This window comes from Mesorhizobium sp. WSM4307, from assembly GCF_007003945.1.
In the GTDB taxonomy this organism is placed as follows: Bacteria; Pseudomonadota; Alphaproteobacteria; order Rhizobiales; family Rhizobiaceae; genus Mesorhizobium.
In genome coordinates, this window is record NZ_VFTB01000005.1 from 140,025 (window position 1) to 153,110 (window position 13,086).

General features: G+C 63.5%; 10 protein-coding genes and 2 pseudogenes. 5 read left to right on the forward strand and 7 right to left on the reverse strand.

All coding sequences use genetic code 11. The features are described from left to right. Nucleotides 1-50: 50 nt before the first annotated feature. Nucleotides 51-710, reverse strand: a complete 660-nt coding sequence (locus FJV83_RS13385; protein ID WP_179296377.1) for a TetR/AcrR family transcriptional regulator — start codon at nucleotides 708-710, stop codon at nucleotides 51-53. A 240-nt stretch (nucleotides 711-950) separates the two neighbouring features. Here FJV83_RS13385 and FJV83_RS13390 point away from each other — a divergent pair, with 240 nt between their 5' ends. From FJV83_RS13390 to FJV83_RS13400, 3 genes are all read left to right on the forward strand, one after another. Continuing rightward, entirely contained in the window at nucleotides 951-2,390 is a 1,440-nt protein-coding gene (locus tag FJV83_RS13390) for an aldehyde dehydrogenase family protein (RefSeq protein ID WP_142876209.1), read from the forward strand. 54 nt (nucleotides 2,391-2,444) lie between these two features. After that, nucleotides 2,445-3,020, forward strand: coding sequence for a DUF1349 domain-containing protein (locus tag FJV83_RS13395; protein WP_095771632.1), 576 nt, complete (start codon nucleotides 2,445-2,447; stop codon nucleotides 3,018-3,020). A gap of 64 nt (nucleotides 3,021-3,084) precedes the next feature. Next, nucleotides 3,085-4,077, forward strand: a complete 993-nt coding sequence (locus FJV83_RS13400) for a hypothetical protein (RefSeq protein ID WP_095789496.1) — start codon at nucleotides 3,085-3,087, stop codon at nucleotides 4,075-4,077. On the opposite strand, the gene FJV83_RS13405 is transcribed toward FJV83_RS13400, so the two are convergent. The 6 genes and pseudogenes from FJV83_RS13405 to FJV83_RS13430 form a co-directional block, all read right to left on the reverse strand. Then, entirely contained in the window at nucleotides 4,060-5,634 is a 1,575-nt protein-coding gene (locus FJV83_RS13405) for a glycosyltransferase (protein ID WP_142886133.1), read from the reverse strand. The genes FJV83_RS13400 and FJV83_RS13405 overlap by 18 nt on opposite strands. Continuing rightward, nucleotides 5,631-6,854, reverse strand: coding sequence for a glycosyltransferase family 4 protein (locus FJV83_RS13410; protein WP_142886134.1), 1,224 nt, complete (start codon nucleotides 6,852-6,854; stop codon nucleotides 5,631-5,633). The genes FJV83_RS13405 and FJV83_RS13410 overlap by 4 nt, the downstream gene beginning before the upstream one ends. Before the next feature lie 170 nt (nucleotides 6,855-7,024). Then, nucleotides 7,025-8,554: a mercuric reductase gene (locus FJV83_RS13415; RefSeq protein ID WP_095792025.1), complete on the reverse strand. Its 1,530-nt coding sequence runs from the start codon at nucleotides 8,552-8,554 to the stop codon at nucleotides 7,025-7,027. Next, nucleotides 8,544-9,893: a glucoamylase family protein gene (locus FJV83_RS13420; protein WP_142886135.1), complete on the reverse strand. Its 1,350-nt coding sequence runs from the start codon at nucleotides 9,891-9,893 to the stop codon at nucleotides 8,544-8,546. The genes FJV83_RS13415 and FJV83_RS13420 overlap by 11 nt, the downstream gene beginning before the upstream one ends. Before the next feature lie 227 nt (nucleotides 9,894-10,120). After that, a complete protein-coding gene (locus FJV83_RS13425) occupies nucleotides 10,121-10,870 on the reverse strand; it encodes an SDR family NAD(P)-dependent oxidoreductase (RefSeq protein WP_142886136.1) in 750 nt (249 codons plus the stop codon). Nucleotides 10,871-10,972: 102 nt separating this feature from the next. Beyond that, nucleotides 10,973-11,164: pseudogene (locus tag FJV83_RS13430) on the reverse strand (helix-turn-helix transcriptional regulator); the annotation flags it as partial. Between the two features lie 34 nt (nucleotides 11,165-11,198). Here FJV83_RS13430 and FJV83_RS37695 point away from each other — a divergent pair. After that, nucleotides 11,199-11,285 (forward strand): annotated as a pseudogene (locus tag FJV83_RS37695) (3-oxoacyl-ACP reductase); the annotation flags it as partial. A gap of 333 nt (nucleotides 11,286-11,618) precedes the next feature. Then, nucleotides 11,619-12,935, forward strand: a complete 1,317-nt coding sequence (locus tag FJV83_RS13440) for an O-antigen ligase (protein ID WP_142886137.1) — start codon at nucleotides 11,619-11,621, stop codon at nucleotides 12,933-12,935. Nucleotides 12,936-13,086 lie beyond the last annotated feature (151 nt).

Genomic DNA, 13,086 nt, shown 5'->3' on the forward strand with positions numbered 1-13,086 from the left:
ACGGATCGCGTCTGGAAAACTGTCGGGTCAGGGCCGGCCGGCGACTGCGTCTATCGTTTGCCAGAAAGCGTCTTCTCGACGTATCGCGCGAAGTCCTCGACATCTTCCGCCGGAGGCTCCTGGCCGGTGAAGCTGCGCAGATAGGAGGCGACGTGCGCGAGACGGGTGCTCATCGGCTCATTGAGCTCAAGCGAGTAATAGCCGATCTGCATGAAATAGAGGACGCGAGCGCGCACGAAGGCGTCCTCGTCCTCATAGCCATGACGCTTGAACATGTCGCGTATGGCATTGACGCGCTCCTCGTCGGCCTCGTCGAGCGCGCGCCTGATGGTGGGTGAGCGCCGGGCCCAGGCCCTGATCGCGAAGTCCAGCCGGGGATCGAACAGCCTTTCGTCCACCCAGCATTCGAAAATGCTCATCACGCCGCGGATGACGGTCGCGGAAGGCCGCGAGGCGCGCTCGACGATGAACCTTGTGTTGGTCTGCCGCCAATAGTCCAGCAGCTGGTCGAGCAGATCCTGGCGGCTTTTGAAATACCAGTAGAAGCTGGATCGCGAGACATCGAGCTGCTGGCCAAGTGTCAGCACGCGGACGCGTTCGACACCATCCGAGATCAGTGTCTCAAGCGCCAACTTCAGCCAGTCTTCACGCGTGGCCTTGATGTTGCCGGTGGCGCCGGCGCGCTGGATCGTCGTTTCGAGTGCTGCCATCTGTACGACGCATGACACGCCGCATCAGCCAAATCAAGGCTATGGACATAGGTGTGCAGGGCAACTCGCCTGGTCGGAAACAACGCTCCGCGGATACCAGCCGGGCTGGCTGCAACGGCTGGCCCGGGGATTTTTGTCGCGGCTGTTCGACCAGTGCGTGCTTTCCCGCAAGGCATTTGTCTGGCAAATACCAGTTCACACAGATGCCGCCGCGCGGCCTACCAGCAGGAAAGACCAGATATGGCACAGTTTCGAAAGAACCTCATCGATGGCGAATGGGTCGGCGATGCCGGCTCCCGCAACATCAACCCTTCGGACACCGGCGATGTCGTCGGCGAATATGCCTCGGCTGGGGTCGACGAGGCCAAGCAGGCAATCGCGGCGGCCAAGGCGGCGTTTCCTTCATGGTCCCGTTCCGGTCCATTGGCCCGCCATGCGGTGCTGAAAAAGGCCTCCGACGAGATCATGGCGCGCAAGGACGAGATCGGCCGCAATCTGGCGCGTGAGGAAGGCAAGACGCTGGCCGAAGGCATTGGCGAGACCATCCGCGCCGCCCAGATATTCGATTTCTTTGCCGGCGAAACATTGCGCCTGACCGGAGAGATGGTGCCGAGCGTGCGGCCGGGCGTCGGCGTCGAGATCACCCGGGAGGCTGTCGGCGTGGTCGGCATCATCACGCCGTGGAATTTCCCCATCGCCATCCCCGCCTGGAAGATCGCGCCGGCACTCGCCCATGGCAACACCATCGTCTTCAAGCCGGCCGAGCTGGTTCCGGAGAGCGCCTGGTCCATCGTCGATATCCTGCACCGCGCCGGCCTGCCCAAGGGAGTGCTCAACCTCGTGATGGGCAAGGGCTCGGTGGTCGGCCAGGCGATGCTGGATAGCCCCGATGTCAACGCCATCACCTTCACCGGTTCGGTCGGCACGGGAAAACGCGTCGCCGCGGCAAGTGTCGAGCATATGCGCAAGTTCCAGCTCGAAATGGGCGGCAAGAACCCGCTGGTCGTGCTCGACGACGCCGATCTCGCGGTCGCCGTCGATTGCGCGCTCAACGGCGCCTTCTTCTCGACCGGCCAGCGCTGCACCGCCTCGTCCAGGCTGATCGTGACCGAAGGTATCCATGACCGTTTCGTCGATGCGCTGAAGGAGCGGATGGGCAAGCTGGTGATCGGTGATGCGCTCGATGCGCAGACCCAGATTGGCCCGGTCGTCGACGCGACCCAGCTGAAGCAGGACGAGGATTATATCGCCATCGGCGTCAGGGAGGGCGCCACGCTCGCCTTCGGCGGCGAACGGCTCGACCGCAAGACGCCCGGCTTCTACCTCAGCCCGGCCCTGCTGACCGAAGCCACCAATGGCATGCGCAGCTCGCGCGAGGAGATTTTCGGCCCAGTCGCCAGCGTTATCCGCGTCAAGGATTTTGACGAGGCGCTTGCCGTCGCCAACGACACGCCTTTCGGGCTCACCTCGGGCATCTGCACCACGAGCCTGAAACATGCCACCCACTTCAAGCGCAATTCGGAGGCCGGCATGGTGATGGTCAACCTGCCGACGGCGGGCGTCGATTTCCATGTTCCCTTCGGCGGCCGCAAGGGCTCGAGCTTCGGCCCGCGCGAACAGGGCCGCTATGCCATGGAGTTCTACACCACGGTAAAGACCGCCTATACATTCGCGGGCTGATCGGGCGCCGGCCTGTCGGGCCGGCGACCTTCACCACGGAACCGGCATGAGGCGATGACATTGCAGGACCTGACCTGGCTCAACCCGCCGCCGCATCACGCCATCGACGGCGATGCGGTGCGCGTGCGCACCGGCAAGGAGACCGATTTCTGGCGCGAGACCTTCTACGGTTTCTGGCGCGACAACGGCCATTTCCTGCATCGGCCGGTCGAGGGCGATTTCACCGCCGAAGTCACCGTCAAGGGCGACTACAAGGTGCTCTATGACCAGGCCGGACTGATGGTCCGGCTCGGCCAAACGCATTGGATCAAGGCTGGCATCGAATACACCGACGGCCTTGCCTATTTCTCCGTCGTCGTCACCAACGACACATCGGACTGGTCGCTGGTCGCCATTCATGCCGGTCCGAACGGGGTCAGCATCCGTCTGACCCGCCACGGCGAGGCGATCCGCGTCCAGTATCTCGACACTTCGGACGGTCGCTGGAAGCCGGTGCGGCTCGCCTATTTTCCGATCTCGAAGACGGTCGATGTCGGCATGATGTGCTGTTCGCCGCAGCGCGAGGGTTTCGAGGTCACATTCTCCGGATTTTCGGTCGGCCCACCGATTTCCCGGGAACTCCACGGCTGACGTTCGGGCGGGAACTGGGACATTGCAGGCGCGACGGTGTCTGGGCTAAGCCTTGCCGATGGGCATGTCGCGTTGGCGGGCAAAACTCAAAAAGGCGGTGCGGTCCTGGGCGCTGAGATCTCTCGGCGTTCCGTCCGTGCTGTGGTCGCAAGGCATCGCTTGCTTCTGCGACTTCGCCGGACCCGAGTGGTATCGCAACGCGCCGACCGAATCGACGCAGAGCGAGGCCTTTTTCCGCGACCACTACAGTGGCGCGCACGGCATCGTCTGGGTGCGGCTGAGCACATTGGCCAGGGAGCGGCGAAACTGCGACCTCGATACGTTCACCCGGGTCGTCTTGCCGACCATCAAGGCTCCCTTCATCCTGCTGACGACAGACGGCGATGCCTCGGTGCCGTCGGACCTGGCGAAGGACACCGTCGAGCGGCTTCTCGCCAACCCCTATCTGGTGTCCTGGTACAGCCAGAACTGCGATGGCGTTCATCCCCGGATCAATCCGTTCCCGATCGGGCTGGACCTCCATACGCCACGCTCCCTTGCGACGCCTGCCGGACTGGTGCGGCAACTGCAAACCCTGCGCGGCCGGCAAGGCAATGCGGATCGTCGTCAGCCCAGGATATTCTGTGATTTCAGCGTCAGCAGCGGCTCGAGCGAGCGTCGGGAATTGCTTGATGTCCTGGACGGATGCCCGCATGTCGACTTCCTGAAAAGACGCGTTTCGCAGCGCGGCATCTGGCAGCTGTATTCGCAATATCCGCTCGTGCTTTCGACCACGGGAAACGGCCTCGACTGCCACCGCACATGGGAGCTGCTATATCTCGGGTGCATCGTGGTGACCAAGACCTCGCCGCTCGATCCTCTCTACGAAGGCTTGCCGGTCATCATTGTCGAGGATTGGCACGAGGTCAGGGATCCAGAAGCGCCACAGCGCTGGATCGGCAAGGCCGCGCATCTGACGGACCGGGAATATTTGTGGCGGCGCCTGCGGCCGCAGGCCTATCTGGAACCCCTCAGGCAGGAACTTCGGCAGGCTGCCGCTTCACCAGGGGACGTGTAGGATCTCCAGCTTCGGCAGGCCGACCGGCCGGATGCCGAGATCGTTGGCGAGCACCCCAAAGGCTTCGGTCTCGATCAGGTCGCGGTAGGGAATTTCAGGGAAGCGAAGGCCGCCGCGATGCAGAGCGGCATCGACCAGAAGCATGGTCCCGCCGACCGCATCGAGGCCGATGATGTCGAGATGCCTGACATCGCTCAGGTGATATCGATATGGTGTCTCCCTGGGAGGCTGGTGCAGACCGCCGCGTATCTCGCGGTAATAGCGATAATCCCTGGTCTGCCGTCGGATAACGAAACTGTTGAGGTCGAAGCTGCTGCCGCCGGCGATCTTCACGCAGTTGGGCACAGCGATGCGATGCCGCGTGGCGATCAGCCGGTTCAGCACATCGCCGGGAAAGCGCCAGACGTCGATATCGATCCACAGCGCCCAGTCGTCGTCTTCCTTCAGCCCGTGGTCGATGAGGTAATTTCGCACCTTGGCAATCGCGCCGCCCCTCACGCGTCGCATCCTCGGCTTGGCCCGTTTTGCCCTGTCCAGCCTAGTGCCGACATGTCGTTGCAGCAGCACGATATCGCGATATTTGCCGGCCAGTCCCGCCGTCGCGGCCTGCAGCCGTTCCCAGCTGCCATCCAGGCTGTCGCCTTCGCAGAAGACCAGCTTGAGCCTGTCCTTGGGGTAGTCGAGCCCGTCCAGCGCATCGAGAAAGGGTTGGATGAGGTCGGCGGCGTCGCGAAGCGGCACCAGAACGGCGATGTTCTGGCCCGAAGGCGGCGGCGCCGCCAGAACCGCCTTGTCGACGCCGGCTTTGGCCTCGGCCTCATCCAGATACGCGCCGCGCGTCAGCTGGTACCGGAGCCGATAGGCTTGATTGCGCAGCCTGGTCGTCCATCTCGGTGGCGGCTCCGGGATCCACCATGTGCCGGCCCAGTGATGGATCGAAAGTGCCGCAGTATCGTCGCCGGCCTCACGCTCCATGCTCCCCGCGGACGTCACCGGCGTGAACAGGCCGGAAGGGTGAATGGCCAAGGCTTCCTGATCGCCGTAGCTGCGCTGGGCGGAGGTCAAAAGGCAGGGACCGGTCGCGTCGAGCACGTCCTTGGCGCCGGCGAGCCCGGGCATCATGGACAGGACATGCATCCAGAACGGATGCCTGGGCGGGCTGGCGATTGTTCCGTTGAACAGAAGATAGGGCAGGCCCCGGAAATCCGCCTGGACGGCCGCATGCGACGCCGGCTCCTTGCACAGCACGACACGGGTCTCATCCATGATCGGATCGAAGGCCGCGACGCATTCGCAGTCGATGTCGGCATAGACCCCGCCAAAATGATGCAGCAGCATGTAGCGGGCCGCATCCGAGCGCTGCACGCCCCTCGTGTAGCCGCAGAACATCGAGAGGAAATCAGGGTAGTGCTCGGCCACGAATTCGAGCAGCATCCGGTCGCTCCAGAACATCACCGTCCAGTGCGGATTGTGCCGCTTCCAGCTGTCTGCATATGCCTGGAAGCGCGCGGGAATGGCGTCGCTCTTCCAGGTCTGGTGCAGGATTGCCGGAATCATCCAGCAGCGCCGTTTGGTCCAAGCCCGTCACGAACGGCATCGCGGATCGCTTGCGGGCCGAACCTTGCCCATACCGCCTGATGCGCCCGAAGGCGTTGCCGCGCCCTGCGTTCGGGATCGAGACAGAGTCCGATGGCCATCTCGGCAAGCGTTTCGTCGGATTGAGACAGCAACACCTCGTCATTTTCGACCAGATCCAGGCCTTCGGCCGCGATCGGCGTGGCGATCACCGGCACGCCCGCGGCCATTGCTTCCAGGATCTTGATGCGTGTGCCGCCACCCGCCGTCAGCGGGACGATGGTGAGATGCGCGCTGGACAACAGCGGCGCGACATCCGCGGGATCTTCGATGAGCTCCACACCAGGCAAGCTGGCCAATGCCTGCACTTCCGGTCGCGGGGTGCGTCCCGCCAGGACGAGCCTGGCATCCGGCAGGGCGTTTCGGATACGGGGCAATATGACACTGGCCAGCCGCTGGGCGGCATCGATGTTTGGCGGGTAGGCGAGATGGCCGATGAACAAGATCACCGGAAAGCCGTTGTCGGTCGGCGGCTCGGCGGGCAGGCGCGCGCGACTGTCCCCGGGCTGCGGAATTCCGTTCGGAACAACGTCGATCGGGATCTTGTGCCGGGAAAGCGTCATCAGCTTCTGGCGATCGAGGTTCGAGCAGACCCATACCCTGTCGACAAGGGACAGTGCTTTTCTCTCGAGGAACCGGACGCCGAATGCTGCCGCGCTTCGCTTGGCACTGAGACGCCTGATCTGTCCGGCCAGGTCGGACTCGACATTGTGCATGTCGAGAATGAGCTGCTCCGCCAGCGGCCGCAGCGGCCGCAGCAGCTTGAACAGGCCGACCCCCTCGACAATGATGGTGTCAGGGCGGAATTCACGGACGAGTGCCTCAAGCCGGGTCAGCGCGGAACGCGGTATGCGATTCTCCGCCCTTGAGCGCCACCAACCGATCGAGGCCGTGCGAGGCTCCCCCTCGATCGACAGGGCCTCGACCCGGATCAATGGATCAGGCGCATTCCTTGCCTTGTTCGGCTTCACCGAAACCAGGCACACCGGTCCGAACCTGGCGGCCGCTTCGGCGTTGCGATAGTTTCTCAGATCCGCGCCTGAAGCCGGCGGAAAGCCCGGGTCGTGCGACACGACCAGCGTACGCTTCTGGGTCGCCCGCCCGGGCTGGCAGACAGCTGGTTGCGCGCCTGTGCCGTTCAATGCTGACGCCTGGGGCTTTGTGCCAGGCAGGGGGTCCAATTCGGATGGCATTCAGAACGATTCCGTGACTACAGGCATCAGCGCCACCTTGTTTAGCTGAACAAGGCTTTCGTCAAGCACTGGATATTTTGAGTCCGCCGCGCCCCCGAGTCCTCGGCGCGCGGCCAGGCTCATCGCCTCGACCAGGCCAGCCAGCGCGCCGCCAGACGCCTGCGCAAGGAGGTGAACCGGGTTCGCCTGTAGGCATCGCCCGCCATCTTGATGCCTTGTGCCTGCGTCGGGAAGGGATGGATGACGTCGGCCAGGGCTTGCAATCCCATGCCGGACCTTATGGCAAGCGTCACCGCATTGATCATCTCGCCGGCATGGGCCGCGACGACCGTCGCCCCCAGGATGCGGTCGGATCCCTCCCGGGCATGGATCTTGACGAACCCTTCCTCCTCGCCGTCCATCACGGCGCGGGCGACGTCATGCATCAGCACCGTATAGGTCTTGACCGGAATGCCGTTCTGCCGCGCCTCGATTGGATAGAGCCCGACATGGGCGATCTCCGGATCGGTATAGGTGCACCAGGGAACGACGAGGTCACTGAGCCTTTCGCGCCCGCGAAACAGGGCATTGCGCACGACAATACGTGCCGTTGCCTCGGCGGTATGGGTGAACTTGTACTCCAGGCACACATCGCCCGCCGCGTAGATGTGCGGATTGGTCGTCCTGAGGTGATCGTCCACCTTGATGCCGCTGGCGTCATACACCACCCCGGCCTCTTCCAGGCCAAGATCCCTGACATTGGGCGAACGGCCGACGCCGGTGATGATCTCGTCGACGGAGATCGTTGTCGTGTCGCCGTCCCGCAGAAGGTCGGCGAGCTTCTTGCCGCCTTCCTCGCGCACCGCCACCACCTCGGTGTTCAGGCGTACCTCCACCCCCTCGCGCGCCAGCGCGTCCGATAGGATCTGCGCGGCGTCGCGTTCCTCGCCGGGCAGGAACATCGGATCGCTCTGCGCCAGGATGACCTTCGCGCCGAGCAGGCAGAAGGCCTGCGCCGTCTCGCAGCCAAGCGGCCCGCCGCCGATGACCAGGAGCCGCTCGGGACGTCGCGTGAGGTTGAACATGCTCTCATTGTCGAGATAGCCGGCCTCGGCAAGTCCGGGGATCGCCGGCCCGCTGGGACGCGCGCCGGTCGCGACCAGGGCCTTCTTGAAATGCAGCGTCTTGCCGGCGACCAACACCGTATCGGGTCCGCCAAAGCGCGCTTCGCCGAAATAGAGGTCGATGCCTTCGGCTGTGATGGCAGCGGCCGAATCGGCACGGCTGAGCCGCTGCCGGATCTGCCGCATCCGCATCATGGCCCGTTCGAAGTCGACCGGAAGACGCGCCGGCGTGTCGCCGCCGAAATTCTCGGCATCGCGCATGTCGGCATAGAGCCGGGCCGTACGGATGATCGACTTCGACGGGATGCCGCCGACATTGATGCAGGCGCCGCCGATCAGCCCGCGCTCGATCAGCGCAACTTTCGCGCCAAGGCTTGCGGCGTCGCGCGCCGCGGTCAGCCCGGCTGGTCCGGCGCCGATGACGACGAGATTGTAGGGGCCGTCGGGCGTAGGGTTCTTCCAGTGAGGCGGATGCGCGCCTCGGACCAGGTCGACGTCGTTGCGGTCGACAGGGAAGGTGGCCGCCCTTGTCTGTTCACGCGCCATCGTAGACTCCCGATGCGGAGCCTGCCGGCTGTGCCAGCCAGCCGCCGGTGAAACCCGCTTTGTCCAGGCCGCGGCGGATGTGCCGATTGGAGCGCATCAGCTCCCAGATCAGGCGCGAGCGGTGGTTCTCGATCATCATCACCACAATGCCCTGGTCCAGCCCGTAATGGCCTTCCGACACCCAGCCGTTGCCGCCGAATTTTCGCCGGTTGGCCAAGGTCGGATTGAAGCCGCTCGGCAGGCGGAAATTGTCGATCACTTGCGGATAGCGCTCGCCGAGATGACGCATGGCTGCCAGGCAGATGTCAGGCGCGAAAGGCAGCGACGCTGGATAGGACCATGGCGCGATCGTCCCGTCATCCGGCCCGAACGGTGCACCGCGCGCGGCATAACCCGAAAACCGGTGCCTCCGTCGCTCCACACTGGCGCGGAAGCCGCCCGGCCCGTCTCCGGCCGAAAGGCCCCAAAGGTTCTCGCCATAGCCGTCGAAGCCATAGGGGTTGTGGCGGGCATAGTCGCGGTGGAGATAGGTCGAGCGGCGGCTGTTTTCGAAATAGTCCGAGTTCTTCTCGCGCATGAAAGCGTCGCGGATGCCGGCGAAATCGATCCAGGCATGCGAGAATTGATGCATGAACAGCGGACCGCCATAGAGCACGTCATGGCCGTAGATGTTTTCCCACTGGTAGGTCGCCGTCCAGGCTTCGTAACTGTCGTCGGAAGTCGGGCTGTCCGGCGAGGCCATCGACAGCACATAGAGGATGGTCGCCTCGTTATAGCCTTCCCAACCATAGTGGAGAAAACCGCTCTTCGGCTTCCAGCCTTGCCGCAAGGTCGGGCTGCTGCCTTGCGCCCAGCGCCAGTCGACGCGCCGGTAGAGCGCCTCGGCCAGTCGCCGGATTTCGGCCTCCTTCTCGTTCTCGCCGGAGAAATAGGCGCCGGCCACCAATATGCCGGCCATCAGCAAGGCGGTGTCCACCATCGACAGCTCGCAGCGCCAGACGCGCAGCCCGGTGCGCATGTCGAGGAAGTGGTAGTAGAAACCCTTGTGGCCGGTGACGCCATCACCACCGTTTTGCGGGCTGGCCGAGAAGAAACGCAGCGCCGCAAGCGTGAGCTCCACCGCCGCCGAGCGCGTCATCCAGCCGCGTTCGACGCCGATCGGATAGCAGGAGAGGGCGAAACCGACGACCGCGATGCTGGCCGGCGAATTCGGCCGCGATGTATCGGCGACCAGCCCGTTGTCGGGGTTCACATTCTCCAGGAAATAGCCGAAGGCCGCGCGCTGGTAGCGGTCCAGAAGTTCGTCATCGGACAGCGCTGCGGGCTCTGCTTCAGGCAAGCGATGCAATCTCCAGCCCGATGGCCGTAGGCCCTGTCGATCTCCCGGCGTCGGCACGGCGGCCATCGGTCATCGCCAAACTGTCTCGTCGTGTCATGGCTTTCCCTCAAACCCTGTTCTGTCGCCAATACAGACGTCAGCGACTATACGCGTGTCCAGTTCCGATCGTTGCCTCGTCACGCGGATTTGTAGTTGCACCGGCCAATGTGGGGATGTTCCGGCCCGGATCAATACGTGGCGCGGCCACCGGAAACGTCGAAGACGGCGGCGGTCGTGAACGAGCATTCTTCCGAGGCGATCCAGCAGATCAGCGCCGCCACTTCCTCGACCTCGCCAAAGCGCGCCATCGGAATCTTGGACAGCATGAAGTCGATGTGCTCCTGTTTCATCTGCTTGAAGATCGCTGTGCGCACAGCCGCCGGCGTCACGCAATTCACCGTCACCTTGGTCTTGGCCAGTTCCTTGCCGAGCGACTTGGTCAGCCCGATCACGGCGGCTTTGGACGTGCTGTAGGCGGAAGCGTTGGGATTGCCTTCCTTGCCGGCGATCGAGGCGATGTTGACGATGCGGCCATAATTGCGTTCCAGCATGTGCGGCACCAGCGCCTTGTTGCAGTAGAAGACGCCGTTGATGTTGATGTCGATGACCTTCTGCCAATCCTCGGTCGAATAGGCCCAGGTTGTCATGTTCGGTCCGGTGATGGCCGCGCTGGTCACCAGAATGTCGACGCCGCCAAGCGCTTCGATCGTCCTTGCGGCGGCGCCTTCGACGCCGGCGGCATCGGCGACGTCAATGGCGACACCATGCAGGCCAGGGATGAGAGTTTTCGCCTGTTCGATCTGGGCCGGATCACGGTCCCAGACGCAGACGCGCCCGCCTTCCTCGACGATCCGTTGTGCGACCGCCAGGCCGATGCCCGAGGCTCCGCCGGTGATGACGGCTGACCGGCCAGCGAAGCGTCCCGCGAAGTTCGGCATCTGGTCTTTCTCCCAATCGGTGGCGAATGTGAAGTCAACGGCAACCAAATTCAAGGCGGGATCGGGCTCGCTGAACGGGATATTGGTAGGCCAGCAGGGGTGCTATCGGTGCTGAAAGAACTGCAAAAACAGCTCCCGCTCGGTGGTGATGTCGAGCTTTTCATAGATGCGCCGGCGGTGGTTCTTGACGGTTCCGACGGTGATGCCGAGACGCTCGGCGATGTTGGCTGTCGGATGGCCGGCGAGGACCAGCTGCACCAGTTCCCGCTCGGGCTGCGACAGTTCCGGCCACAGGCTTTCATGGACTTCGAGGGCACGCAGCCCTGGGGCTCCACTGGCGGTGTTCCTCTGCTCGGATTTGGCCACGGGCATCACCATGGAAAACATCCAGATCACCGGCGGAGCACTGTGGTAGCGTTCTCGTTGCTGATCCAGGCGGCTGTCGCGGGACGGACCACCGGCTGCTCTCGCCGTCTGCTAGAGTAATTCCAGGAAAAGTGTGAACGGTTTTCCGTCCGGAATAGCGTCAAAACAAAGAGTTAGAGCGGTTCGCCGTTTCCGTTAAACGGTGAACTGCCCTGATGTAAGACAAGGTGACCGGATTTGCCATTGAGCATGCGGTGCGATAGGCTATATTGCACTGCACAATGGAGATGCCGTTTATTGCACGCCCCTCTTTGCGGATATGCCGGCTGGCCTGCCGCCTGCCGGATTTGCTGGTCTTGGGCCGCGCCGACCGGACTCTGAGATGAAAATTCCAAAGTCCCTGCTGGTCGATCCCGAGAGGAACTCGGTCTACGGCGCTTTTGCCGTTGCCGTTTCGATCTGGGCGTTCTCCTATTCCGTCATTTTCGGCCAGGTGCTGATCCTGGCCTACTACGCCGTCTGGCTTCCGCTCGTCCTGGTCGACTACCGGCGCTTCCTGCGCCAGCTCTCCAGCGCCTGGCTGCCGCTGCTGTTCGCGGCCTATATCTGTTTTTCCATCTTCTGGTCGCAGGCGCCCGGCGTCACCGCCAGAACGGCGGTCCAGTACCTGTCCCACATCGCCTGTGCCTATGTCGCGGCGCGCACCGTCAGCGTGCGCACCCTGACGCTCGGCGCCCTGGTCGGGATTTTCTTCGTCATGCTCTATTCGCTCAAGGTCGGGGCCTATTCCGAGGACGTCCTTGACGGCACCTACAATTTCGTCGGCGCTTTTGCCTCCAAGAACCAGATCGGCTTCGTCGGCTCGCTCGGCATCTATTTCTCCGTGGTGTTCCTCGCTTTCCTGCGGCGTGGCCGGCTGAGTTTCATCCTGACCGTGCCTGTCGTGCTGTTGTCGGCCTACCTGCTGGTCATTTCGCATTCCGCCACGTCGATGGCCTCGATACCGGCGGTCCTGGCGCTGATCGCGCTTCTTGCCATGACCAAGCTTTTGTCACGGCGCTATCGCCGGGTGATCTTCCTGGTCGGCGCCGGCCTGATCGTGGTGGTGGCCGTTGTGGCCCTCAATCTCGGGCTCATGGACTTCGTGCTTGGCCTCTTCGGCAAGGATTCGACGCTCACCGGGCGGACCTATCTGTGGGAGCAGGGCTGGAACGCCGCGCAGCGCTCGCCGATCCTCGGCGTCGGCTATGCCGCCTATTGGGTGCAGGGCTTTGCCGAGGCCGAGCGGCTGTGGAATGAATTCTACATCACCACCCGCACCGGCTTCCATTTCCACAACACCTATGTCGAGGCGCTTGTCGAACTCGGCTTCACCGGAGCGGTGATGATCTCGCTGATCATGCTGCGCACGCTCTACGGCCATGTCTCGACGGTGATTTTCAAGGCATGGCAGGCCGAATCGGTGGTGCTGTTCGGCGTGATGGTGTTGCTGCTCATCCGCTCCTTCGTCGAGGTCGAGGTCCTCAACCCCTACATTATGGGCTCCTTCCTGATGTATTTCAGCTACTTCAAGCTGGCACGGCTGCCGGTCACCCGCACGCGCTGGTCGCCGGCCTTCGAGCCGGCGGATGCGGCGGCAAGGGGCGAGCCGGCCTGGCCCCGGCATGTCGGCCGTCCGGCCGCAGCCGATCCATCATGAGCCCATCCACGTTGCCCAAAGGCGCATAGCGCCTTGCGGTAACGAGACATTCCCGTCCTTCGAGGCGGCGCGCTCTGGAGCAATTCCGGGAAAAGCGCGTGGCGGTTTCCCTTGGGAATTGCGTCGGAACAAAGAGATGGAACGGCTCGCC

What these genes read in the sequence shown, in the direction of transcription:
- FJV83_RS13385 (WP_179296377.1), bottom strand. Translation starts at nt 710, where the DNA reads ATGGCAGCACTCGAAACGACGATCCAGCGCGCCGGCGCCACCGGCAAC.
- FJV83_RS13390 (WP_142876209.1), top strand. Translation starts at nt 951, where the DNA reads ATGGCACAGTTTCGAAAGAACCTCATCGATGGCGAATGGGTCGGCGAT.
- FJV83_RS13395 (WP_095771632.1), top strand. Translation starts at nt 2,445, where the DNA reads ATGACATTGCAGGACCTGACCTGGCTCAACCCGCCGCCGCATCACGCC.
- FJV83_RS13400 (WP_095789496.1), top strand. Translation starts at nt 3,085, where the DNA reads ATGTCGCGTTGGCGGGCAAAACTCAAAAAGGCGGTGCGGTCCTGGGCG.
- FJV83_RS13405 (WP_142886133.1), bottom strand. Translation starts at nt 5,634, where the DNA reads ATGATTCCGGCAATCCTGCACCAGACCTGGAAGAGCGACGCCATTCCC.
- FJV83_RS13415 (WP_095792025.1), bottom strand. Translation starts at nt 8,554, where the DNA reads ATGGCGCGTGAACAGACAAGGGCGGCCACCTTCCCTGTCGACCGCAAC.
- FJV83_RS13425 (WP_142886136.1), bottom strand. Translation starts at nt 10,870, where the DNA reads ATGCCGAACTTCGCGGGACGCTTCGCTGGCCGGTCAGCCGTCATCACC.
- FJV83_RS13440 (WP_142886137.1), top strand. Translation starts at nt 11,619, where the DNA reads ATGAAAATTCCAAAGTCCCTGCTGGTCGATCCCGAGAGGAACTCGGTC.